At 63.7% G+C, this 21969-nt stretch carries 20 protein-coding genes; 15 read left to right on the top strand and 5 right to left on the bottom strand.

Going from position 1 to position 21969, the window contains the following annotated elements:
• Positions 1–23 precede the first annotated feature (23 nt).
• The gene (locus NR193_RS10695; RefSeq protein WP_256750819.1) at positions 24–1232 is read right to left on the bottom strand and encodes an acyltransferase; all 1209 of its coding nucleotides are present in this window, start codon (positions 1230–1232) and stop codon (positions 24–26) included.
• 124 nt (positions 1233–1356) lie between these two features.
• Here NR193_RS10695 and speB point away from each other — a divergent pair, with 124 nt between their 5' ends.
• From speB to NR193_RS10675, 3 genes are all read left to right on the top strand, one after another.
• Positions 1357–2367: an agmatinase gene (speB, locus tag NR193_RS10690; RefSeq protein WP_256750818.1), complete on the top strand. Its 1011-nt coding sequence runs from the start codon at positions 1357–1359 to the stop codon at positions 2365–2367.
• 30 nt (positions 2368–2397) lie between these two features.
• Positions 2398–3324 carry an N-acetyl-gamma-glutamyl-phosphate reductase gene (gene argC / locus NR193_RS10685; protein WP_256750817.1) on the top strand — a complete coding sequence of 309 codons (927 nt, stop codon included), beginning with the start codon at positions 2398–2400 and terminating at the stop codon, positions 3322–3324.
• A gap of 172 nt (positions 3325–3496) precedes the next feature.
• Positions 3497–3817, top strand: coding sequence for a hypothetical protein (locus NR193_RS10675; protein ID WP_256750816.1), 321 nt, complete (start codon positions 3497–3499; stop codon positions 3815–3817).
• 19 nt (positions 3818–3836) lie between these two features.
• Here the strand turns inward: NR193_RS10675 and NR193_RS10670 are convergent, their stop codons facing one another.
• Entirely contained in the window at positions 3837–4928 is a 1092-nt protein-coding gene (locus NR193_RS10670; protein ID WP_256750815.1) for a COX15/CtaA family protein, read from the bottom strand.
• 197 nt (positions 4929–5125) lie between these two features.
• On the opposite strand from NR193_RS10670, the gene NR193_RS10665 reads away from it, so the two are divergent.
• Positions 5126–5341 carry a DUF2842 domain-containing protein gene (locus NR193_RS10665; protein WP_256750814.1) on the top strand — a complete coding sequence of 72 codons (216 nt, stop codon included), beginning with the start codon at positions 5126–5128 and terminating at the stop codon, positions 5339–5341.
• A gap of 22 nt (positions 5342–5363) precedes the next feature.
• On the opposite strand, the gene NR193_RS10660 is transcribed toward NR193_RS10665, so the two are convergent.
• The gene (locus NR193_RS10660; protein ID WP_256750813.1) at positions 5364–6422 is read right to left on the bottom strand and encodes a polysaccharide deacetylase family protein; all 1059 of its coding nucleotides are present in this window, start codon (positions 6420–6422) and stop codon (positions 5364–5366) included.
• 91 nt (positions 6423–6513) lie between these two features.
• Here NR193_RS10660 and NR193_RS10655 point away from each other — a divergent pair, with 91 nt between their 5' ends.
• On the top strand, positions 6514–7740 hold the full coding sequence (locus NR193_RS10655; RefSeq protein ID WP_256750812.1) for a GNAT family N-acetyltransferase: 1227 nt from the start codon (positions 6514–6516) through the stop codon (positions 7738–7740).
• Between the two features lie 105 nt (positions 7741–7845).
• Here NR193_RS10655 and NR193_RS10650 read toward each other — a convergent pair whose 3' ends face one another.
• The gene (locus tag NR193_RS10650) at positions 7846–8559 is read right to left on the bottom strand and encodes a GntR family transcriptional regulator (RefSeq protein WP_256750811.1); all 714 of its coding nucleotides are present in this window, start codon (positions 8557–8559) and stop codon (positions 7846–7848) included.
• A gap of 262 nt (positions 8560–8821) precedes the next feature.
• Between NR193_RS10650 and NR193_RS10645 the strand changes: the two genes are divergently transcribed.
• The 6 genes from NR193_RS10645 (at position 8822) to NR193_RS10620 (ending at position 14765) form a co-directional block, all read left to right on the top strand.
• Positions 8822–9910, top strand: a complete 1089-nt coding sequence (locus NR193_RS10645) for an ABC transporter ATP-binding protein (protein WP_256750810.1) — start codon at positions 8822–8824, stop codon at positions 9908–9910.
• A gap of 34 nt (positions 9911–9944) precedes the next feature.
• Positions 9945–11234: a PotD/PotF family extracellular solute-binding protein gene (locus NR193_RS10640; protein WP_256750809.1), complete on the top strand. Its 1290-nt coding sequence runs from the start codon at positions 9945–9947 to the stop codon at positions 11232–11234.
• A 208-nt stretch (positions 11235–11442) separates the two neighbouring features.
• Positions 11443–12354 carry an ABC transporter permease gene (locus tag NR193_RS10635; protein WP_256750808.1) on the top strand — a complete coding sequence of 304 codons (912 nt, stop codon included), beginning with the start codon at positions 11443–11445 and terminating at the stop codon, positions 12352–12354.
• A 1-nt stretch (position 12355) separates the two neighbouring features.
• Positions 12356–13174 (top strand): ABC transporter permease, encoded by an 819-nt coding sequence (locus NR193_RS10630; RefSeq protein ID WP_256750807.1) that lies wholly within the window; start codon positions 12356–12358, stop codon positions 13172–13174.
• 2 nt (positions 13175–13176) lie between these two features.
• Positions 13177–13923, top strand: a complete 747-nt coding sequence (locus tag NR193_RS10625; RefSeq protein WP_256750806.1) for an aspartate/glutamate racemase family protein — start codon at positions 13177–13179, stop codon at positions 13921–13923.
• A 5-nt stretch (positions 13924–13928) separates the two neighbouring features.
• Positions 13929–14765 carry a GNAT family N-acetyltransferase gene (locus NR193_RS10620; protein WP_256750805.1) on the top strand — a complete coding sequence of 279 codons (837 nt, stop codon included), beginning with the start codon at positions 13929–13931 and terminating at the stop codon, positions 14763–14765.
• Between the two features lie 43 nt (positions 14766–14808).
• Here NR193_RS10620 and NR193_RS10615 read toward each other — a convergent pair whose 3' ends face one another.
• Positions 14809–17058, bottom strand: a complete 2250-nt coding sequence (locus NR193_RS10615; protein ID WP_256750804.1) for an exopolysaccharide transport family protein — start codon at positions 17056–17058, stop codon at positions 14809–14811.
• Between the two features lie 257 nt (positions 17059–17315).
• Here NR193_RS10615 and NR193_RS10610 point away from each other — a divergent pair, with 257 nt between their 5' ends.
• The 4 genes from NR193_RS10610 to NR193_RS10595 all read left to right on the top strand — a co-directional run bounded on the left by NR193_RS10610 (position 17316) and on the right by NR193_RS10595 (position 21919).
• Positions 17316–17879 (top strand): polysaccharide biosynthesis/export family protein, encoded by a 564-nt coding sequence (locus NR193_RS10610; RefSeq protein ID WP_256750803.1) that lies wholly within the window; start codon positions 17316–17318, stop codon positions 17877–17879.
• Between the two features lie 11 nt (positions 17880–17890).
• Complete coding sequence (locus tag NR193_RS10605; protein ID WP_256750802.1) at positions 17891–19021, top strand: glycosyltransferase; 1131 nt, start codon at positions 17891–17893, stop codon at positions 19019–19021.
• Between the two features lie 97 nt (positions 19022–19118).
• Complete coding sequence (locus NR193_RS10600; protein WP_256750801.1) at positions 19119–20654, top strand: undecaprenyl-phosphate glucose phosphotransferase; 1536 nt, start codon at positions 19119–19121, stop codon at positions 20652–20654.
• Positions 20651–21919: an O-antigen ligase gene (locus tag NR193_RS10595; RefSeq protein WP_256750800.1), complete on the top strand. Its 1269-nt coding sequence runs from the start codon at positions 20651–20653 to the stop codon at positions 21917–21919. Before NR193_RS10600 ends, NR193_RS10595 begins: the two co-directional genes overlap by 4 nt.
• The last annotated feature ends 50 nt before the right edge of the window (positions 21920–21969 follow it).

Raw genomic sequence — 21969 nt, 5'->3', positions numbered from 1 at the left:
ACCATGCTCGCGAGAGCCGAGCGTCAGATGCGTTTCGAAAGCCGGCGGAACCAAGCCATGGCGGGCATTTCGACAAAGCGCCAAGTGATCCAGGAAACGGCAATGGTGGCGACGAGCATGACGATGATCGCCATGGACCCCATCCAGCCGGTGCCAAAGCCCATCGCGGGCTGGCCGCGCAGCACGATGTCGCCGATCAGGCCGAGCCCGAGCTTGCGCTCGACGAGCCCGGCGACGTTGATCAGCCGCGACTGGACAAAGATATGGACCATGTAAATCGAGTAGGACAGCGCGCCGAGCCTCAGCATAAACGGCGTCCGGAGCAAGGCACTGACCCAGCCGCCCTCATGGGCGAAGAGAAACAGCGCCAGCGCGAACACCAGGGGTGCCGCGATGCCGAGATCACTGTCGCCCGCCAGCGAGACAAAAAGCACGATGACCGCCACCATGACGATCTCGGCAACGGTCCATGCCACGCGCGGGCCACCCCTGGCGAGCGCCTGTCGTGCCCCTGCAATGGAATCATGCTGAAACCAGGCCAGCAAGGCACCCAGCGAGAAGCCGTACAGGCAGCGGATGAAGCCGAAATCGAAAGACACATCCATATGACGGGTGGAAAATCCGAGCAGGAACAGCGGCGCGGTGACCGCGGCGGCGACGAACCACACCCAGGCGCGCGCGCCGGCGACGAAGACCACGCCCGCAAACAGGAGATAGGCAAAGAACTCCGCCGAAATGCTCCAGCTAGGCGCATTCCAGGTCAATTGATCCTCGAAACCGACACCCTGCAGCAACAGCAGATTGGCAACCAGGCTCTTGAGATCGAAGCCACCGGTGAAAGGAGCGGCGCCGGTGCCATGCAGTTGCGGCAGCATCAGCCGCAGCAGCTCGAAACCGGCAAAGGCGGCAAGCATGATGAGATGCAGCGGGTAGATGCGGCCGAAACGGACCAGCGCGAAGCGCGCGACCTCTTCCGGCTGATTCAGCCGATTGCCATAACTGCTGGCGATGACGAAACCGGAGAGAACGAAGAAGAAGTCGACGAAAAGGTAGGACGAACCGATGAAGGCGCTTTGCGAAACCATCGAAGCGGTCGGGAAATGGAACAGCGCCACCAGAAGCGCGCAGATGCCGCGCCACGAATCGAGAACCAGGAAGCGTTCGCCCGCGATCGTGCCGGCGTGGGTCGACATCATGACGCGAGAAGGATTGAGGAACGCCGTCTGCGTCATGATGATACAAATCCTGTCTTGCCGCGGCACTCGAGCGGCGCCATTTCGTCTCGCCAAGCTGTGACTGGCATCTTCCGTGCCGGTTCTGTAGTTGTTGCACCCCGATGAAAAACGAGGATCCGTAATGGCGAACAAGAATATCGACCACGCCTTCACCGCCCGTTCCAAAACGGGCGGCGCCCTCGAGCCGACCTATTCCGGCGCGCTGTCGTTCATGCGGCGCAAATACACGAAGGACGTGAAGGGCGCGGACGCGGTGGTATGGGGCATTCCGTTCGACGCCGCCGTCACCAACCGGCCCGGAGCCCGTTTCGGGCCGCAGGCGATTCGCCGCGCCTCGGCGATCCTCGACAACGACCCGCAATACCCGTTCTCACGCGATCTGTTCGAGCATCTGGCGGTGGTCGACTATGGCGATTGCCTGCTCGACTCGGGCAACCACCAGAAGACGCCGGGGACGATCGAACGCGAGGCGGCGAAGATCCTGAAGTCAGGCGCCTTCCTGTTGACGTTGGGTGGCGACCATTTCGTGACCTGGCCGCTGCTCAAGGCGCATGCCGCCATCCACGGTCCACTCGCTTTGGTGCAGTTCGATGCCCACCAGGATACCTGGCCGGACGACGGCAAGCGGATCGACCATGGATCCTTCGTCGGCCGCGCCGTCAATGAAGGCATCATCGATCCAGACCGCTCGATCCAGATCGGCATTCGCACCCATGCGCCTGATACATTCGGCATCAAGATCCTCTACGGCCACGAGATCGAGGAGATGCGGGCGTCCGACATCGCCTACGCCATCGTCGACCGCACCGGCGGCAGGAAGACCTATCTCACCTTCGACATCGACTGCCTCGATCCGGCCTATGCGCCCGGCACCGGCACGCCGGTTGCGGGCGGGCCGTCCTCGGCGAAGATCCTGTCGACGCTGCGCCAGCTCAACCAGGTCGATATTGTCGGCGCCGATGTCGTGGAGGTTGCGCCGGCCTATGATCACGCCGATATAACGGCGATCGCCGGCTCGATGGTGGCCATGCAGTATCTCGGCCTGCTGGCGGAGCGAAAGGCCCGGCTTGAAGAGATGAACAACAACGGCAATCACAACGGTGCCACAGTGAATCATGGTCAAGGCATATAGTCTTGAAATATCAGGGAATTTGATCAGGCAATGAAACCGAAAATCTTCATCGACGGCGAGCACGGCACCACTGGCCTGCAGATTCGCGCGCTGCTTGCCGAGCGCGGCGATCTGGAGATCATTTCCATTCCTGCCGAGCGCCGCAAGGAAACGGCGGCGCGTGCCGAATTCCTCAATGCCGCCGATATCGCGATCCTGTGCCTGCCGGACGATGCGGCGAAGGAAAGCGTCTCGCTGATCGCCAACGACACCACCAAGGTCATCGACGCGTCGACGGCGCATCGCGTGGCAGAAGGCTGGGCGTATGGCTTCGCCGAAATGGACAAGGAACAGGCGAAGACGATCGCCTCGGCGAAGCGCGTCGCCAACCCCGGCTGCTGGCCCCAGGGACCGATCGCGACATTGCGGCCGCTGGTCACCGCCGGCCTGTTGCCGGCGGATTTCCCGATCACGGTCAATGGCATTTCCGGCTATTCGGGCGGCGGTCGGCCGATGATCGAGGATTACGTCGCCAAGGGCGAGGATGCCTCGGAGTTCCTGCCCTATGGCCTGACCCTGCAGCACAAGCACGTGCCGGAACTGCGGGCCTATGCCAGGCTGTCGCATGACCCGATCATGCAGCCGGCGGTAGGAAATTTCGCGCAAGGCATGATCACCGTGGTGCCGCTGCAGCTCGGTGGCCTCGACCACGTGCCGACGGGTGCGGAGCTTCACGCGGCCATCGCCGACCATTTCGCCGCCATCAAGGGCGGCGTGGTCGAGGTGGCGCCCTATGCGCATCTGGAACGCATGCCGGAGATCGATCCGGAGATCTATAACGGCACCAACCGGATGAAGGTCTACGTCTTCGCCAACGACAAACGCGCCCAGGCGCTGCTGCTGGCGGTCTATGACAATCTCGGCAAGGGTGCCTCGGGCGCCGCCGTCCAGAACATGGACCTGATGCTCGGGCTCTGATGGACGCACCGGTATTTCCGACGCGCTGGAAAATCAGTGCGCGAACTCATTGCTGAAAACCTCTCGAGCCGGATCTGGAAGGTCCGGCGCGCGGATGGCTCGCCGGCAGTCGTAACCGCTTGTTCACCATGATGGGCTATTGACGTATCCTGGCTTCCACTAGGGATTTGTCATGGTCAGTGCGATCTCGGGTTCCTCGGCAACCCAGTATTCCTCGTCCATCTCGTCGAGCAATGCAGCCCAGGAGGCCGCGCTCGAAAAGCAGATCCAGGATTTGGAAGACCAGGCCAAGGCGATCAAGGATCAGGTTCAGGCTGCCCAGGTGCAGCAGGATATCGCGACCGCCCAGGCTAAACTTGACGCGCTCAGGGCCGCCGACGCCGACAAGGCTGCCAAGGCCGCTGAGAGCCAATCAACGCCATCCGCCGCCGCTTTGCGCCAGGCGGAATTCGACGGTGAGAAAACCACGCAGTCCAACGCCTTCTGGATGTGACCGGCCGCTCGGCTTCGGATCAGTTCCTGAGCGCGATTTCGTGCGGCAAGGGATAGGCACCCTTGGTGCCGCGCCAATGCGCGGCGGCAAAACCCAGCACGACAAGCGCAAAACCCTGATGTGTCAGCGCCATGTGCAGCGGCACCTGCATCAGCAGAGTGCCGATGCCGATCGAGGCTTGGACCAGCACCAGCAGGAACAGCAGCGTCGCGCGGCGGGCGTGGGTTGATCCCGGCAGGCGCGTCCGCGTCGCAATCATGTGCCAGAGCGCGACGGCGAAAACCGTGTAGGCACCGAGGCGATGGACGAACTGCACCGTCTTCGGGCTTTCGAAGAAATTGCGCCACGCCGGCTCGAGGATCAGCAGATCACCCGGTATCAGCTTGCCGTCCATCAGCGGCCAGGTGTTGTAGCTGAGGCCCGCATCGAGCCCGGCCACCAGGCCGCCGAGATAGATCTGGATCAGCGCCAGAAGCACGATGAAGCCGGCCAGCCTCTGCGTCGAACGATCGGCGGCGGGTTCGGAATGCGGCGCCAGCCCGCGTGCAACGACCATGGTCGCCGTAAAGATCAGCGCCGCCAGCGTCAGGTGGGTCGCCAGCCGGTACTGGCTGACGGAAACCCGGTCGACCAGACCGGAGGCTACCATCCACCAGCCGATGGCGCCCTGCAGTCCGCCAAGGAGGAGAATGCCCGCCAGTTTCGGCCCCAGGCCGCGTTCGATGCGGCGCGTTGCCCAGAAGAACAGCAGCGGCAAGGCAAAGACCAGACCGACGCTGCGCGCCAGGATACGATGCGCCCACTCCCACCAGAAAATCGACTTGAACGCCTCGATGCTCATGCCCTTGTTGAGCTCGGCATATTGCGGGATCTGCTGATAGAGCTGGAATTCCTCTTGCCACTCGGCATCGTTGAGCGGCGGTATGACGCCGTGGATCGGCTTCCACTCGGTGATCGACAGGCCGGAATCGGTGAGCCTCGTGGCGCCGCCGACCAGCACCAGCGCGAACAGCACCAGAAGCACGACATAGAGCCAGCCGCGCAGCAGCGCCCGGTTGTGCAGGTCGCGGTCGCGGGCCACGAATGGCGCGGCAGCTGATATGGCAGCCATGGTCTTGTCCCGGCAGGTTGGTTTTGCGGATTGGTGGACCATCGCACCCGTGCTGGCAAGACCAGGCGGCGCGGCACGCCGTCGCGCCGCGTCTGTCGGGTTGCACCGCTTCACGTCAAGGCCTATGCGATGCCAACACCCTGAGCTCGCCGGGATCCTTGTCCGGGTTCCCGACAGCCTCGACCAGGAGGCCATCCATGCCCGTGCGCCTGAAAAAGCTGATCGGAATGTTTCTACTGGTGGCGCTGGTCATCATCTATGCGCTGCTCGCATCGATCTTCGCGGTCGCCCGGCTGTCGGAGTCGGGGCCGTGGGTGCACTTCCTGTTCTTCCTGCTGAGCGGCCTGCTCTGGGTGCTGCCGGCGATGGGCATCATCAAGTGGTTGATGCTGGAGCCACCGGCCAAGCGCTGAGCCGGAAGCCTGCCTGCTGGCGTCAGATCGTCACGAGCATCTTGCCGGCGTTGGCGAGCGGCGTCGTCACGCCCGACAGCATGGTGCGGATGTGGGCGAGACTCTGGTAGCGGCCGTTGACGGAAATGCGCGGCAAGGCGTGCAGGAAGCCGGCATGTTCGGCGCGCAGCACACCGTGGCGCGTCGTCACGGCGGAGGTATAGCCGGCGTCGCGGGCGAACCCGACTTCGCGGCAGCCTACGGCACTGGCATAGCCATAGGGATATGCGAAATGACGCGGTTCTTCGCCGAGTTCAGCCTGCAACAGGCCGCGCACGGCGCCGATCTCGTGGCGCGCATCGGCTTCGGAAAGCCGCTTCAGATTGCTGTGGCTGATCGTATGGGCGCCGATCGTCACCAACGGATGCGCGGCCATGCCTCGGATTTCATCCCAGTTCATCAGTGTCCGCAGACGCGGGCCGTCAGCGTCGACGCCTGTTGCATTCGCCAGGTCACGCAGCACGGCCCGCAGGTCCTCCTCGCGGACTTCCGAGGTGAGGTAGGCGTGCAGGCGTGCGTTGGCCTGAAGCTTTTTGGCCGGGGTCGAACAGTCGACCGTCAACGGCCCGCCTGGTGTGTTCAAGGTCAGCCGGGTGCCCGCATTGACGATGTCCTCGACCACATCCCACCACAGATAGGCGGTGCCGCTGATCAGCCCGGGCGCGACATAGATGGTGATCGGCGCGCCGTGCTTTTCCAGCACCGGCAATGCCTCGGTCATGTTGTCACGATAGGCATCGTCGGCGGTGATGGTGGCAAACTGACCGCCCTTGCCGCCCGCCTTGATGCGCTCAACCGCTTCGTCCATCGAGACGAAGGCATAGCCGCCCGCCTTCATGTCGGCGATCACGGCGTCAAGGAAGCCGGGCGCGATATTCAGATGCCGGTTGACGCTGTCAGGCTTTTCCGGCGTCGCGGTGACGCGGTGCAGCATCAGGATGGCGCCAATGCCGCCGATGAACGGCTTGGCCAGCGGTGCGAGACCGGTATAGCGGGCGACGTTCAGCGCCAGTTTCCGGATTGCCTCGCCTCCGTCGATCATTCATTCACCTTTTGCGCCTAGGCTGATCCAAGCACGGAATGCGCCTACGCGAACCCCCAAATCGCGATCAATACGCCCTAAGGATTGAGGTATGGTTGACGCAACAGCGTCATTTGACGGCAATCGGCTTGCGGCAACCGAGGCGTCGCCCCGCGCCCTGCCGCGGGACCAGGCCGGGCCGTCGACATCCGTGGTGTCCGCCGAGGGCCTCGCGGCCTATGCCGAGTTCTGCCGCTCGGCGCTGTTTGCGCCGGCGCAGAGTGCTGCCTGGGTCCTGAACTGGGCCGCGCAGCTCGGACCGGATCTGCTCGTCGCGACGCTGAGCGCCGAAGGCAGGCCGGTCTTCTCGCTGGCCCTGGAGGTCAGCCGCACCGGACCGTTCCGCGTCGCCCGCTTCATGGGTGGGCGCCACGCCAACGGCAATTTCATCGCCGTCGATCCGCAATGGCTGGCCAGGCCGGATATCCCGGCCATCCGATCGATGCTGACCGCCATTGCCAGGGCACGTCCGGACATTGATCTCCTGGCACTGGAAAGATTGCTGCCCGATCTCGATGGCGTCGCCAATCCACTCGCCGCGTTTGACCATTTCGCCAGCCCCAACCTGTCGCTGGCTGTTGATCTCACCGATGGCTTCGATGCGCTGCTGTTGCGCGCCAGCGGCAAGCGCAAGCGCAAGAAGCACCGCTCGCAGATGCGCAAGTTCGAGGTCGTCGGCAGCCATCGCCGCATCGAGGCCACCACTGCGGACGAGGTGAACAGGCTGCTCGACGCCTTCTTCGAGATGAAGGAGTTCCGCTTTCGCAAGATGGGCATCACCAACGTCTTCGCCGACGAGCAAGTGCGTGCCTTCTTCCGCGCGCTGTTCACGCAAGCGCTTGCCGAGGACAAGCCTTCCTTCGTGCTGCACGGGCTCGAGGTTGCCGGCAAGCTGCGTGCCATCACAGGGTCGAGCCGTTCGGGCAAGCGCCTGATCTGCGAGTTCGGAGCGATCGCCGAGGACGATCTCGGTCACACCAGCCCCGGCGACTTCCTGTTCTTCGACAACATCCAGGAAGCCTGCGAGACCGGTTTCGAGGTCTATGATTTCTCCGTCGGCGACGAGCCCTACAAGCGGCTGTGGTGCGATATCGAAACCCAGCATTTCGAAGTGCTGTTTCCCTTGACCCTGAAGGGCCGCGCGCTGGCGCTGACGCTCCGGCAAGGTGCGCGGCTGAAGGCCTTCATCAAGAACAGCCCGACGGTCTGGAAGCTGACCAAGATGCTGCGCCGCAAGGCGGCAGGACAGACAGCGGCTCGCACCGAGGACGAAGGCTAGAGCCCGTTTCATCCCCGATGGAATCGGGATGAGGCTCTATCTGCTTGTTTGAGCATGATGTCTTCCGAAAACCGGTATCCACTTTCCGGGACCATGCTCCGGGCCTCAGAAGTTCAGGGCTTCCCTGAGCGCCGGGCCGGCCCTGACGCGCAGATCGAGATCCGCCTCGATATGGTCGATGTGGTGCAGCATCAGCCGGCTCGCCAGCCCGGAATCGCGGCTCTCCAGCGCGCCGACGATGCCGGTGTGCTCGCTATGCCCGCAGGCTGACGCGCCGGATCGTCCATAAAGGGCGATGACCAGCGACGAGCGCGCCACCAGTTCCTCCATGAAGCGCAGCAGGATAGCATTGCCGGCAACCGAGGCCAGCAGCAGATGGAAGTCGCCCGACGCCTTGATTTCGGAGCGTCGCGCATGTGGGCCGCGCTCGGCGATGAAGCGCCCCTCCTCGTCGAGCTGCGCCTTGAAGGCGACGATGTCGGCGGCGGCGACGCGCCCGCAGGCGGCGATGGCGATGCCCGGCTCGATCAGCCGGCGCGAGGCGAATACCTGGCGCGCCTCCTCCGGCGACGGGTTGGCGACGAAGGCGCCACGGTTGCGCTCGGTGCGCACCAGCCCTTCGAAGGACAGCATCTGCAGGGCAGCGCGTGCGACAGTGCGGGAAACATCGAACAACGTGCCGACCTCGCCTTCCGACAGCTTGGTGCCTGGCGCCAGCCTGCGATCGACAATGGCGTCGCGCAGCTGGTCGCGGATCGTCTGGGCGCGATCCTGCGTGGCGCTGTCGGCGGCTGAATAAACCTGGTCGGCGATGTTCATGGCGGAAATTGTCCTGCCCCCTTCTAACGCGACTCGCGAGGCCAGCACGAGAGGCAAAGTGAACACGAAGGCAAAAAAGATTGCATACGATTTTTGTGCATATCGCCCACAATAGCCCATAATTTGTGCAACGCACAACCCAGCCCATTCTGTGAGCGACGATCCAGAATCCAGATTCTGCCAACGATTCAATCGCTTGGCCGCTCACCTCGCGGTTGGCACGCATGATGCTTTGGTTAATGCGACCAAACGGGGAAGCCTGATGTCCAAAGCCGCCGAAATCGACATCGTGTCCGTTTCGAAAGTCTATGGAACGACGACCGCCGTCGAGGACATCAGCCTGAAGATCCCCGCTGGCACCTATTGCTGTCTGCTTGGTCCTTCCGGCTGCGGCAAGACGTCGACGCTGCGCATGATCGCCGGCCACGAGAGCATCTCGAGCGGTGATGTCCGCCTCGGCAACACCGTCGTCACCGACCTGCCGCCAGCCAAGCGCGGCACGGCGATGATGTTCCAGTCCTATGCGCTGTTCCCGCATCTCGACCTCATCGACAATGTCGCCTTCAGCCTCAAGATGAAGGGCGTCGACAAGGAACAGCGCCGTGCCAAGGCGCTGGATATGCTCAAGCTGATGCAGATGGAGGCCTATGCCACGCGCCGCCCTGCGCAGCTTTCCGGCGGCCAGCAGCAGCGCGTGGCGCTGGCGCGTGCGCTGATCACCGATCCCGAGGCGCTGCTGCTCGACGAACCGCTGTCGGCGCTCGACCCGTTCCTGAAGATCCGCATGCGCGCCGAGTTGAAGAAACTGCAGACGTCGCTCGGCATCACCTTCGTGCACGTCACCCACAGCCAGGAGGAGGCGATGGCGCTTGCCGACCTGATCGTGGTGATGAATGACGGCCGCATCGAGCAGGCGGCCCCGCCGCGCGACGTGTTCGAGCGGCCGGCCACCGCCTTCGTCGCGCGCTTCATGGGCGACCACAATGTCATCTCCGGCCGCGTCACCGGCAGCCAAGACGGCATGGTCGTCTTCGACATCAATGGCGGCGGCTCGCTCGCCGCCAGCGGGAAACCACAGGAGGCAGGGCAGCCGATCGACATCGCCATCCGCACCGACCATGTGCGCATCGGCGACGCACCCTCGCCCGGCCTCGGCTTCACCGGCATCGTCTCCAACATCGAATACCGCGGCGCCACGGTGAAGCTCTCCGTCACTGGCGCCGGCATCGGCGATTTCACGGTCATCGTCGACGATTCCGACTTCTTCGCCAAACCGGTCGCCATCGGCGACGCCGTACCGCTCGCCTGGGATCCACAGGACGCGATCGTCCTCGGCCGCCTTCATTCATGACGTCAACGAAGCAGAACAAGAAAGGGGAATAGACATGACAGACATCACGCAAGCCAAGACGGGCATATCGCGCCGCTCATTGCTCAAGACAGGTGCGGCCGCCGTCGGCCTCGCCGCCGGCTCCGGCGCCATCACCGGCTTCCCGACGATCTGGGCGCAGTCCAACATCACGCTGCGCCAGTTCGGCACCGGCGTGTCGAACCTCAATGCCATCGCCGACAAGTGCAAGGCCGATCTCGGCATCACGCTGGAGATGACGGCGACCGATTCCGACGCCGCCGCCCAGCGCGCCGTGACCCAGCCCGACAGTTACGACATCGCCGACATCGAATACTGGATCTGCAAGAAGGTGTTCCCCACCGGTGTGCTGCAGCCGATGGATGTCAGCAAGCTGAAATATTACGACGAGCTGGTGCCGCTGTTCAAAACCGGCAAGCTGACGCCCGACAGCGTGATTGCCCAGGGCACCGCGCCGCATACGGTCGGCTTCGTCGAGGCGCAGGACAGCAAGGTGTTCGCCAAGGCGCCGACCAACTGGTTCACCATGGTGCCGACCATCTACAACGCCGACACGCTGGGCATCCGCCCCGATCTCGTCGGCCGCGACATCACCACCTGGGCCGACATCATGGACCCGGCGTTCAAGGGCAAGACCGCGATCCTCAACATCCCTTCCATCGGCATCATGGACGCCGCCATGATCATGGAAGCCATGGGCAACATCAAATATGCCGACAAGGGCAACATGACCAAGGAGGAGATCGACAAGACCATCGACTTCCTGATCAAGGCCAAGCAGGGCGGCCAGTTCCGCGCCTTCTGGAAATCATTCGACGAGAGCGTCAACCTGATGGCGTCGGGCGAAGTGGTCATCCAGTCGATGTGGTCGCCGGCTGTCGCCGCCGTCCGTTCCAAGGGCATCGCCTGCCGCTTCCAGCCGCTCAAGGAAGGTTACCGTTCATGGGGCGGCGGCCTCGGGCTGGCGGCGCATCTCTCGGGCGCGCAACTCGACGCGGCCTATGAATACATCAACTGGTACACGTCGGGCTGGGTCGGCGGCTATCTCAACCGCCAGGGCTACTACTCGGCCAACATGGTCTCGGCCAAGAAGTTCATGACCGAGGACGAGTGGGGCTACTGGATCGAGGGCAAGCCGGCCAAGGGCGACATCAAGGCGCCCGACGGCACCGTCATGGAAAAGGCCGGCGCCCTGCGCGACGGCGGCTCGTTCGAGGAGCGCATGGGCCATGTCGCCTGCTGGAACTCCGTCATGGACGAAGACCGCTACATGGTGAAGCGCTGGAACGAGTTCATCGCGGCGTAAGGAAGAGCCGGCGCCGCCGCCTTCTCCCCTTGCGGGAGAAGGTGGATTGGCGCGCAGTGCCAAGACGGATGAGGGATGTTGGACGGAGTGCCGTCATTGCCAAGATGGAACACCCTCATCCGACCGAGCTTCGCTCGGCCACCTTCTCCCCTTGCGGGAGAAGGAAAGGCCGCTCCGCCCGTACCGCGAACCTGCACCGGGAGCATTGATGACCGTCGCGCTCGAACGTCCCGCAATCGCCGCCGCGAAACCCGCCAGGCGACGCCGCTTCTCCCTCGGCGCCGTCACGCCCTATCTGCAATCGGCGCCGCTGGCGCTGATCCTCGGTGCGTTCCTGCTTTTGCCGATCATCATGATCGTCGTCGTCTCCTTCTGGGACTACGACTTCGCCGCCATGTACCCGGACTTCCTGACCACCAACTATTCCGATGTGCTGGGCTCCTGGGTCACCTGGAAGACCTATCTCAACACCATCAAATTCGCGGCCATCGTCTGGGCGCTGACCTTGTTCATCGGCTTCTGGGTCGCCTATTTCCTCGCCTTCCACATCCGCACCACGGCCATGCAGATGGTGCTGTTCCTGGTCTGCACCGTGCCGTTCCTGACGTCCAACATCATCCGCATGATCTCGTGGATCCCGGTGCTCGGCCGCAACGGCCTGATCAACTCGACGCTGGTGCATCTGGGCATCGTGCCCAAGCCCATCGAATGGCTGCTCTATTCCGAATTCGCCGTCGTGCTGGCGATGGTGCATCTCTACACGCTGTTCATGGTGACGCCGATCTTCAACACGCTGATGCGCATCGACCGTTCGCTGGTCGAGGCCGCCCGCGACGCCGGCGCTTCGGGCTGGCAGGTGCTGTGGAACGTCATCATTCCGCTGGCCAAGCCGGGCATGGCGATCGGCACCATCTTCGTCGTCACCCTGGTGATGGCGGATTTCTCCACCGTGCAGGTGATGTCGGGCGGGCAGAGCGCCTCGGTGGCGCTGATGATGAAGAACCAGATGTCGCTGCTGCAATATCCGGCGGCCGCCGCCAACGCCGTCGTGCTCCTGGTGCTGGTGCTCTTGATGGTCGCCGGCATCCTGCGCATCGTCGATATCAGGAAAGAACTGTGACGTGAGCCACGAAAAACGCACCTTCGAATTCTACGTGCTGGCCGTGTTCTTCACGCTCTTCGTGCTGTTCCTCTATGGCCCGCTGTCGGCGATCCTGATCCTGTCCTTCCAGGGGCCCGAGGGCGGACTGACGTTTCCGCTCAATGGTGTCTCGCTGCACTGGTTCGCCAATCTGTTCGAACGCCAGGCGGTCGGCGATTTCGGCGGCAGCTTCAGGCGTTCGCTGGTGCTGGGCGTCATGGTGATGATCGTCACCGTCGTGGTGTCGCTGCTCGCGGGTCTTGCCTTCCGCCGGAAATTCCGCGGCGCCACAGCCCTGTTCTACCTCGCCGTCGCCAGCCTCGTCGTGCCCTCGATCATCATTTCGCTCGGCATCGGCGTCGTTTTCCAGCAGATCGGCTTTCGCCCGGCCTGGTACACATCGGCCTTGGGCGCGCATCTGACCTGGACGCTGCCCTTCGGCGTGCTGATCATGTTTGCCGTCTTCAACCGCTTCTCGCCTGCCTATGAGGAAGCCGCGCGCGATCTGGGCGCCACCTCCTGGCAGACCTTCGTCCATGTCGTGCTGCCGATGATCGCGCCGAGCCTGATCGGCGTCGGCCTGTTCGGCTTCACCTTGTCCTACGATGAATTCGCCCGCACGCTGATGACGTCGGGCACCTTCAACACGCTGCCGCTGGAAATCTACGGCATGACGACCAATGTGACGACGCCGGTGCTCTATGCGCTGGGCACGGTGACGACCGTGTTTTCCTTCCTGGTGATCCTGGCAACGCTGGGCGCCATCGTCTATGTCGGCCGCCGCCGGGCGAGAGCTTGATCGTGCGCATACTGGTTGTGAACCCCAACACGACGGCCAGCATGACCGAGACCATCGCGGCGGCGGCGCGCGCGGCCGCCGGCGCCTGGACCGAAGTCGTCGCCGTGACCTCATCGATGGGGCCGGCCTCGATCGAAGGCTATTATGACGAGGCGCTCGCCGTTCCTGGGCTGCTGATGGAAATCGCTGCCGGTGAGCGGCGCGGCGCGCAGGCGGCCATCATCGCCTGCTTCGACGATACTGGCCTCGATGCGGCGCGCGCCATGGCCGCGATTCCCGTCATTGGAATCTGCGAGGCGGCCCTCAGCATGGCGTCCTTCATCGCCCAGCGCTTCAGCGTCGTCACCACCACCGACCGCTCGCGCGTGCCGGTCGAGGCGCTGGTGCAGCGCTACGGCATGGCGGGACGGGCGCGCGTGCGCGCCGCCGACATTCCGGTGCTTGCGCTCGAAGATCCGGCATCGGGCGCGGTCGCGAAGCTGCGCGACGAAATCGCCCGGGCCATCGACGAGGACCGCGCCGAAGCCATTGTGCTTGGCTGTGCCGGCATGGCCGATCTCGCGCACCGGCTGCAGGCGGAATTCGAACTGCCGGTCATCGACGGCGTCGGCGCGGCGCTGAAGCAGGCCGAGGCGCTGATCGCACTCGGCCTGTCGACATCGAAGCGCGGCGCCTATGCGAGCCCGCTGGCCAAGCCCTATCGTGGTGTGCTGAAGTCCTTCTCACCCGGAGCCGTCGCAGCGGAGTGAGCGCAATGAAGCCGACCATCCGCACGCTGTCGCTGCAGGAACTGACGGTCCTCGTCGACTGGGCAGCGGCGGAAGGCTGGAACCCTGGTCTCGAAGACGCGGCGATGTTCCAGGCCGCGGACCCCGAAGGCTTCATCGGCGCCTTCGTCGGCAACGAAATGGTCGCGGCGATCTCGGCGGTGGCCTATGGCCGTGAATTCGGCTTCATCGGCCTCTACATCTGCCGGCCGGACAAGCGCGGCAAGGGCTTCGGCAAGGCGGTCTGGAACGCTGGCATGAAGAGACTTGCCGGTCGCACTGTCGGCCTCGACGGGGTGGCAGAGCAGCAGGCCAATTACCGGCGCAAGGGCTTCAGCCCGTCCTATGAGACCATCCGCTACAGCGGCCGCAAGGGGGGCCCGCCGGTCAAGGCCGACGGACTAAGGACGGTGAAGACCGAGCTCGTGCCCGACATCATCGCCTATGATGCCCATTGCTTTCCCGCCCCCCGGCGCGCCTTCCTGCGGCGATGGCTGCAGCCGCCCCACCACGCGCTGGCGGCGATCACATCTCTTGGAACGACAGGCTATGCCGTGGCGCGCTCGTGCCGCAATGGCTTCAAGATCGGCCCGCTGTTTGCCGACGACATTGGGGTCGCGCTGCACCTGCTGGAGGGGTTGGCGGGTGCGTGCGAGGGCGAAGACCTTCACATCGACGTTCCGGCCGCCAAGGTGGACTTCATCGCCGCGCTCGAAGCGGGAGGCTTCTCACCGACCTTTACCACCACCCGCATGTACAAAGGTCCGCCCCCGAAGCTCGGCCCGCACCGGATATTCGGCGTGACGACCCTGGAACTGGGATAGAACTGGACTTCTGACAGGCTTCCGCGGGCGATCCACGGCTCCTTTACGCGGCGGAGCGCCGTCCCGGTACCGGATTGCCTGGCGGCTCGTGGCCGAGCGGCGTCACCAATGTCAGGTCGGGATAGCCGTTTTCAATCAGCTTGACCGCAGCCTGTGCCACCTCGTCATCCGGTTCCAGCATCGAGAGCAAGACCTCGGTGGCATCGCCGGCCAGACGACCGATGCCTTGCGCATCGGCCGGTCCGCATTCGACAACGACCAGGTCATAGGCGGTGGTCAGCGACTGCATGATGATCGGCAGCCGATCGGCGGCGCGCATGGCGCGGACCGGATCGGCGGTGCCGACGGGAATGACGTGGCAGTCCGAGTAGAGATCGGCGTGGATGACGTCGGTGAACTGCGCCTCCGAAGCGAGCAGGTTGGTGATGCCGGGGAAAAGACCGCTGTCCAGCATCGGCCGCGAGGCTGCCCCCGACGCGGTCAGGTCCAGCAACAAGACGCGCAGCCCGGCGTCGGAGACCTCGCGCGCCACCAGGACCGCCGATGCGGCTGCCTCATCGCCCTCCGGAGAGACGAATATGGCGCGCGCGGCCCCGCTTGCGATCAGTTTCTCAGCCGCCTTTTCGATGTCGATCTCACCCAGTCTGGAACGTGCCGGTTCGGGCTCGGCAGCCCTGCGCTCGGCTGGCACCGCCTCGGGCATAGCAACCATGCCAGGCACCTCGGCCGTATCGGGCGCGACGGTATCGGGCATTGCAGTTGTGTCGGGCATCGAGGCTTTGTCGGGCTCGACCACCGCTTCAGGGGGATGTTCTCCCATCTCCTGAAGGGCGGCAGGTTCCTGGCGGACCACCGGCATCGCGACCTCGTCGATCGGCTCGAAACGGGCACCCGCCGCCGGTCGCATCGCGCGGCCCGAAAACAGCTCCTGCAGAAGCGTCACAATGGCCATGATCAGCAGCGATGCGACGAAAGCGGCGCTGACGATCGGCAGGACCTTCGGGAAATAGGGCTCGGACGGCACCGAGGCCTTTGAGGAAATCCGGGCGTCGACGGGCAGATACTTGCGATCCTGGCGCGAAGCCGCTTCGCGGTAATTGGTCAGATAAAGCTCGAGTTGCTGGCGCTTGGCGGCGGCGTCGCGCTGCAGGGCGTCGAGATCGACCTGCTGTTCGCCGGCGCGCGCAGAAGCCGCCTTCAGCGTATTGACATCAGCGACAAGCTGGCTCTCGCGCGCCTTGGCCGTATCGGCCTGCGCCATCAGGCCCTTTATGATCTTCTCGGCTTCACCGCGGATTTGTGCATCGAGATCGGCCAGTTGCGATTTCAGCGCGCGAATGCGCGGATGATTGCCGAGCAGGGTCGTGGAAAGATCGGCGATGTTGGAGCGCAATTCGACCTGTCGCTCACGCAGACGCTGGATCAGGTCCGATGCCAGGACTTCCGGCACCGTATCCAGCGAACCGCCATTCCGCAGCACCTTGCGCACGTTGTCCGCGGTCGCTTCCGCCGAGGCACGATTGCCACGCACTTTCGACAGTTCGCTCGACAGCTCCGCAAGCTGCTGCGTGGCCAGCACCGAGTTGTTGCCACCCATCAGAAGATCGGACTGGGCGCGGTAGGTCGCGACCTTGGCCTCGGCGGCCTTGACCTGCTGCTGCAGGTCGGCGATCTCCGGCGCCAGAAAATCAGCGGCAGCGGCATTGGATTCGAGCTTGGCTGTCCCTTGCCCAGCGATATAGGCGGCGGCGATGGCGTCAGGGATCGCCGCTGCGAGCGTTGGATCCTGCGAAGAAAACTCGATGGCGACAATGCGGGTCTTTTCAACGCCATAGACGTTGAGCTTCTCACGCATCTTCTTCAGGACGCGCTCGTCGACCGGTACGTCCATCGGGTCGCTTTTCAACCCGACCAGAACCAGCAGGCGACTCAACGATGACATGCCTGCCGCTTCATCGAATTCAGGCAGTTTTGCCAGATCGAGCTTCTGCGCCACCTGCTTGAGGATGTCATTGGAGGAAATTATCTGGACCTGGGTGGCAATGCCCGATTCATCGAGGATTGGCTTGTCGGTGTCGTTGTTGCCGGCCGGCCGCGTGTAGACCGATTCACGTGGAATGATCTCGACTTGTGCCTGGGCCTTGTAGTGCCGGGTTGCCGTCGATGCGAACGCGAAAGCCGCGCCGGTCACCACCAGCGTGACGACGAGGATGCGCAGCCAGTTCCTCGCCAGGCTGGCGAAGAGCTGCCTGAGATCGACGTCGACATCTGCGGCCGCGGACTGAACGGACATGCATCCCTACTCCGGTACTGGGTCAGGATGCACCGTAAACAACTATGGTAACTCAGCCGTTAAGATCACGGTAAGCTTGCGTTAGGGTTTACTGCAGGGCAACAAACAAAACCGCCAAAGACCGCAAAAACTCTTGCTGCCGCCTGCCGTATCCGCCGCCTCCTTTACCGGCCATTAACCCTAACAGGATGATAACGAACTCGATCCCCGAGCTTGCTGCGACGCTGCAGCGACCAGTCGAAGGTACGTGTCCGGTCATGAAAAGCACTGCTTCCCTCTTTCGCGCGCTGCTTGCCGTGTCGATGCTTGCCGGCTGCTCCAGCTACCGGCCGACGCCGGCAGCCTTCCATGAGGTGCTCGAACAGCCCTACCGCCTCGGCGCCGGCGACCGCGTCCGCGTCACCGTGTTCGAGCAGGACGGGCTGACCAATACCTACAGCATTGACCAATCCGGCTATCTCTCCTTCCCGCTGGTCGGGGCCATACCGGCACGCGGCCACACCGCACAGCAGATGGAAAAGGAAATCGCCGACAAGTTGCGACAAGGCTATCTGCGCGATCCCGACGTCTCGGTGGAGATCGACCGCTACCGGCCGATCTTCGTCATGGGCGAAGTGGGCGCTGCCGGTCAATATTCCTATGTCCCCGGCCTGACGGTGCAGAAGGCGATCGCCATTGCCGGCGGCTTCACACCGCGCGCCAACCAGGAAAGCGTCGACATCACCCGCGACATCAACGGCAAGGTGATGACCGGCCGCGTGGTCACTTCCGACCCGCTGCTGCCCGGAGACACCGTCTACGTCCGCGAACGTCTCTTCTGACGAACCACCACGTGGCGGACAACCTCAGGATCGTCCATTGCTTTCGCTCACCCGTCGGAGGAATTTTCCGACATGTGCGCGACCTGACCGAGGCGCAGGTCGCCGCCGGGCATTCGGTCGGCATCGTCTGCGATTCGACGACGGGCGGAGAGTTCGAGGAACGCCTGTTCGAGCAGATGAACGACATGCTGGCGCTCGGCATCCATCGCACGCCGATGCAACGCCATGTCGGCCCGGGCGACGCGACGTCGGCCTGGCGCACCTACAGGATCATCAAGGAATTGCGGCCGGACGTGCTGCACGGGCATGGCGCCAAGGGTGGCGCCTATGCCCGTCTGTTCGGCTCATTGTTGCGGGTATCAAGGTCTCGCGTAGCCCGCCTTTATTCGCCGCATGGTGGCTCCCTCCACTATGACGAGAACACGACCACCGGAAAGCTGTTCTTCGCGCTCGAGCGCTTCATGGCCCGCTTCACCGACTGCCTGCTGTTTGTTTCCGACTACGAAAGGCGAACCTATCGCCGCAAGGTCGGCGAACCGCCGATCCCGAACACCTTGGTCTACAACGGCCTGCGCGCCGCCGAGTTCGAGCCGGTGGTCACCGGGGCCGACGGTGCCGATCTGCTCTATATCGGCATGATGCGCGACCTGAAGGGACCCGACATCTTCATCGATGCGCTGGCCGCGGCCGGCCCCCAGCTTGGCCGCGCGCTTACCGCGGTCATGGTGGGCGATGGTGACGACCTGCCGCGCTACCACAGGCAAGTGGAGCGCCTCGGGCTCGACGGCAATGTCCGTTTCCTGCCGCCGATGCCGGCCAGGGAAGCCTTCGCGCTGGCGGCGCTCGTGGTCGTTCCGTCGCGCGCAGAGGCCATGCCCTACATCGTCCTCGAGGCGCTTGCCGCGGGAAAACCGATGATCGCCACGGCCGTCGGCGGCATACCGGAGATTTTCGGCGCCGGTTCCCCTGCCCTGATCCGACCTGACCCGATCGAGCTTGCGGCCAAGATGAGCCAGGCGCTGGCCGACCCCGCCGCCTATCGCAACCTGATGCCCGATGAGGCCAGCCTCAAGGCGCGCTTCGGCGCCGATGTGATGGCCGCCGAGATCGAGAAGGCCTATTTCGCCGCCCTGAACAAGTAGGCCGCAAACCCCAAGCCGTTCCAAAGCCACCTGTTGTTTCAAGGGTTTCTTAGCTCTCTTTTGCTATTCATCGCAGGGAAGCCTGCGGAAAAGCCCCATGAACGAGATCGACCCCGCGCGCCGCTTTTCAGCAGAGGCGGTGCGCAAATTCGACGCCCCGACCGACGGCGATACGCCCGGTGGCATGAACGACGTCGCCCGCCAGGTCGCGTCGCAGTACAGGCGCGATACGATGTCGCCGATCATGGTCAGCGGCGTCCTGCGCATGGTCGAATTCGGGCTGCTGTTCCTGTCCGGGCTCTGCTCCTATTTCTATTACGTCGGGTTCTTCAACTATCTCGTCTGGCAGTACCCGCTGGCGATCGCCGCCACGTCGTTCCTTGCCGTGGTGCTGCTCGACGTTACGGACTGCTACCAGGTTGTTGCCCTGATGCGGCCGATCGCCAATTTTGGCCGCGTCCTGCTGGTCTGGGCCGGTACCTTCGCCCTGATGGCGCTGACTGCCTTCGCCATGAAGATGTCGGAGGACTATTCGCGCCTGCTGTTCGGCACCTGGTTCGTCGTCGGTTTCGTCCTCATCTTCGGCCTCAGGCTGGTGATGTCGAAGCTGATCCGGCGCTGGGCACGCGACGGCCGCATGGAGCGGCGCGCCGTCATCGTCGGCGGCGGCAAGGCGGCGGAAGTCCTGATCCGCTCCGTCGAAAAGCAGCCTTACAACGACATCCGTATCTGCGGCATTTTCGACGATCGCGGCGACAAGCGCTCGCCGCCCATCGTCGCCGGCTATCCCAAGCTCGGCACCATTTCGGAATTGATCGAGTTCGCCCGCATCGCCCGCATCGACATGCTGATCGTGTCACTGCCGCTGACGGCCGAATCGCGCGTGCTGCAGTTGTTGAAGAAGCTGTGGGTGCTGCCGGTCGATATCCGCCTGTCGGCACATTCGAACGCGCTGCAATTTCGTCCGCGCGCTTATTCCTACATCGGCTCGGTGCCGATGCTCGACATCTTCGACAAGCCGATCAACGACTGGGATTCGGTCGCCAAGCGTGCCTTCGATATCGTCTTCAGCCTCATCGGCATCGTCGTGTTCTCGCCGGTGATGCTGGCGACCGCCATCGCCATCAAGCTCGATAGCAAGGGACCAGTGCTGTTTCACCAGAAGCGGCACGGCTTCAACAACGAGATCATCGAGGTCTACAAGTTCCGCTCGATGTACACGGACCGGTCGGACCCGACCGCCAAGCAGACGGTGACCAGGAACGACCCGCGCGTCACCCGCGTCGGCCGCTTCATCCGCAAGACCTCGATCGATGAGCTGCCGCAATTCTTCAACTCGCTGCTGGGCTCGCTGTCGCTTGTCGGCCCGCGCCCGCACGCCATCGCCGCGCAGTCGCACAACCTCCTCTACAACGAAGTGGTCGACGGCTATTTCGCGCGCCACAAGGTCAAGCCCGGCGTCACCGGCTGGGCGCAGATCAATGGCTGGCGCGGCGAGATGGACACCAACGAGAAGATCCGCATGCGGACGGAGTACGACCTCTATTACATCGAGAACTGGTCGCTGCTGTTCGACTTGCGGATCCTGTTCCTGACGCCGATCCGGTTGCTGAACACGGAAAACGCCTATTGAGCGCGATTTCCCATGAGCTGCCACTGGGGGCGGTCAACGCCAAGCTGATCGCGCTGATCTCGTCAGCGGCGGTCTTCCTCGGCATATTCCTGTCCGGCTTCGTCATCAGCGAACCGGCGCCCTATGAACTCTATATGGCGGGACTGATCGCCATCTGGGCGCTCTTCGGCCTGAGGATTTCGCGTGCGGCGCTGCCGCTGCTGGTGCTGCTGGTGACGATGAACATCGGCGGCATGATCGCCATGACGCAAATGTCGGACCTCGCCAACACCCCGCTCTATCTCTCCGTTTCGCTGTTTCTCGCCTTCACCGCCGTGTTCTTCGCCTCGGTGACGGCGGTGCAGCCCAGCCTCTACCGGCTGATCTTCTTCGCCTATGTCGTATCGGCGGTGATCACGTCGCTGCTTGGCATTGCCGGCTATTTCCACGCCTTTCCGGGCGCGGAGATGTTCACCAAATACGACCGCGCCGCAGGCGCCTTCCAGGACCCGAATGTCTTCGGGCCATTCCTCGTGCTGCCTGGCATCTATCTGCTCTACCTGCTCTTGACCGGGCCGATCCCGCGCATGCCGCTGCTGGCGGTGCCGCTGCTGATCATCACCGCCGGCATCTTCTTCTCCTTCTCGCGCGGCGCCTGGGGCATGTTCGGCGTCTCGGCCATCCTGCTCACCGGCTGCCTGTTCCTGCAGAGCGCCAGCGGCATGTTCCGGCTGCGCGTCGTGGTGATGACGATCGCCGCGCTATCGCTGCTGGTCATCGCCATGATCGTCATCTTGCAGTTGCCCGGCGTGGCGGAGATGTTTTCCAACCGCGCCCATCTCGAACAGAGCTACGACACGGCCCGCCTCGGCCGCTTCGCCCGCTACGCGATCGGCTTCCAGATGGCGCTCGAGCACCCATTCGGCATCGGCCCGCTGGTCTTCGGCACGATCTTCGGCGAAGACACCCACGACATCTGGCTGAAGATGCTGATGGACTATGGCTGGCTCGGCTTCGTGTCGTTCCTGACGCTCGTTGCCTGGACGATAGCGGCCGGATTCCGCATCCTGCTGCGCGACCGGCCATGGCAGCCCTATCTCCTGTGCGCCTATGTCGCCTTCGTCGGCAATATCGGGCTCGGCACCTTCATCGACATCGATCACTGGCGCCACGTCTATCTGCTGCTTGGGCTGATCTGGGGCGCAATCGCGCTGGAATACCGACATCAGCGGCTGTTGCGGCCGGCATTGCCGGGTTCGCCCGCACCCGCTATCGCAGCAAGATAATAGTCGCCGAATTCGGTTGACCCGAGCGGGGTTATCACGATACATCGCGA

Source organism: Mesorhizobium sp. Mes31, from assembly GCF_024519675.1.
Taxonomy (GTDB): Bacteria; Pseudomonadota; Alphaproteobacteria; order Rhizobiales; family Rhizobiaceae; genus Mesorhizobium.
The sequence above is the reverse complement of the archived record's forward strand: the minus strand, read 5'-3'. Positions and strand labels throughout refer to the sequence as shown.

What these genes read in the sequence shown, in the direction of transcription:
- NR193_RS10635 (WP_256750808.1), top strand. Translation starts at nt 11,443, where the DNA reads ATGACCGTCGCGCTCGAACGTCCCGCAATCGCCGCCGCGAAACCCGCC.
- NR193_RS10650 (WP_256750811.1), bottom strand. Translation starts at nt 8,559, where the DNA reads ATGAACATCGCCGACCAGGTTTATTCAGCCGCCGACAGCGCCACGCAG.
- NR193_RS10665 (WP_256750814.1), top strand. Translation starts at nt 5,126, where the DNA reads ATGCCCGTGCGCCTGAAAAAGCTGATCGGAATGTTTCTACTGGTGGCG.
- NR193_RS10640 (WP_256750809.1), top strand. Translation starts at nt 9,945, where the DNA reads ATGACAGACATCACGCAAGCCAAGACGGGCATATCGCGCCGCTCATTG.
- NR193_RS10655 (WP_256750812.1), top strand. Translation starts at nt 6,514, where the DNA reads ATGGTTGACGCAACAGCGTCATTTGACGGCAATCGGCTTGCGGCAACC.
- argC (WP_256750817.1), top strand. Translation starts at nt 2,398, where the DNA reads ATGAAACCGAAAATCTTCATCGACGGCGAGCACGGCACCACTGGCCTG.
- NR193_RS10600 (WP_256750801.1), top strand. Translation starts at nt 19,119, where the DNA reads ATGAACGAGATCGACCCCGCGCGCCGCTTTTCAGCAGAGGCGGTGCGC.
- NR193_RS10660 (WP_256750813.1), bottom strand. Translation starts at nt 6,422, where the DNA reads ATGATCGACGGAGGCGAGGCAATCCGGAAACTGGCGCTGAACGTCGCC.
- NR193_RS10675 (WP_256750816.1), top strand. Translation starts at nt 3,497, where the DNA reads ATGGTCAGTGCGATCTCGGGTTCCTCGGCAACCCAGTATTCCTCGTCC.
- speB (WP_256750818.1), top strand. Translation starts at nt 1,357, where the DNA reads ATGGCGAACAAGAATATCGACCACGCCTTCACCGCCCGTTCCAAAACG.
- NR193_RS10615 (WP_256750804.1), bottom strand. Translation starts at nt 17,058, where the DNA reads ATGTCCGTTCAGTCCGCGGCCGCAGATGTCGACGTCGATCTCAGGCAG.
- NR193_RS10610 (WP_256750803.1), top strand. Translation starts at nt 17,316, where the DNA reads ATGAAAAGCACTGCTTCCCTCTTTCGCGCGCTGCTTGCCGTGTCGATG.
- NR193_RS10620 (WP_256750805.1), top strand. Translation starts at nt 13,929, where the DNA reads ATGAAGCCGACCATCCGCACGCTGTCGCTGCAGGAACTGACGGTCCTC.
- NR193_RS10670 (WP_256750815.1), bottom strand. Translation starts at nt 4,928, where the DNA reads ATGGCTGCCATATCAGCTGCCGCGCCATTCGTGGCCCGCGACCGCGAC.
- NR193_RS10645 (WP_256750810.1), top strand. Translation starts at nt 8,822, where the DNA reads ATGTCCAAAGCCGCCGAAATCGACATCGTGTCCGTTTCGAAAGTCTAT.
- NR193_RS10695 (WP_256750819.1), bottom strand. Translation starts at nt 1,232, where the DNA reads ATGACGCAGACGGCGTTCCTCAATCCTTCTCGCGTCATGATGTCGACC.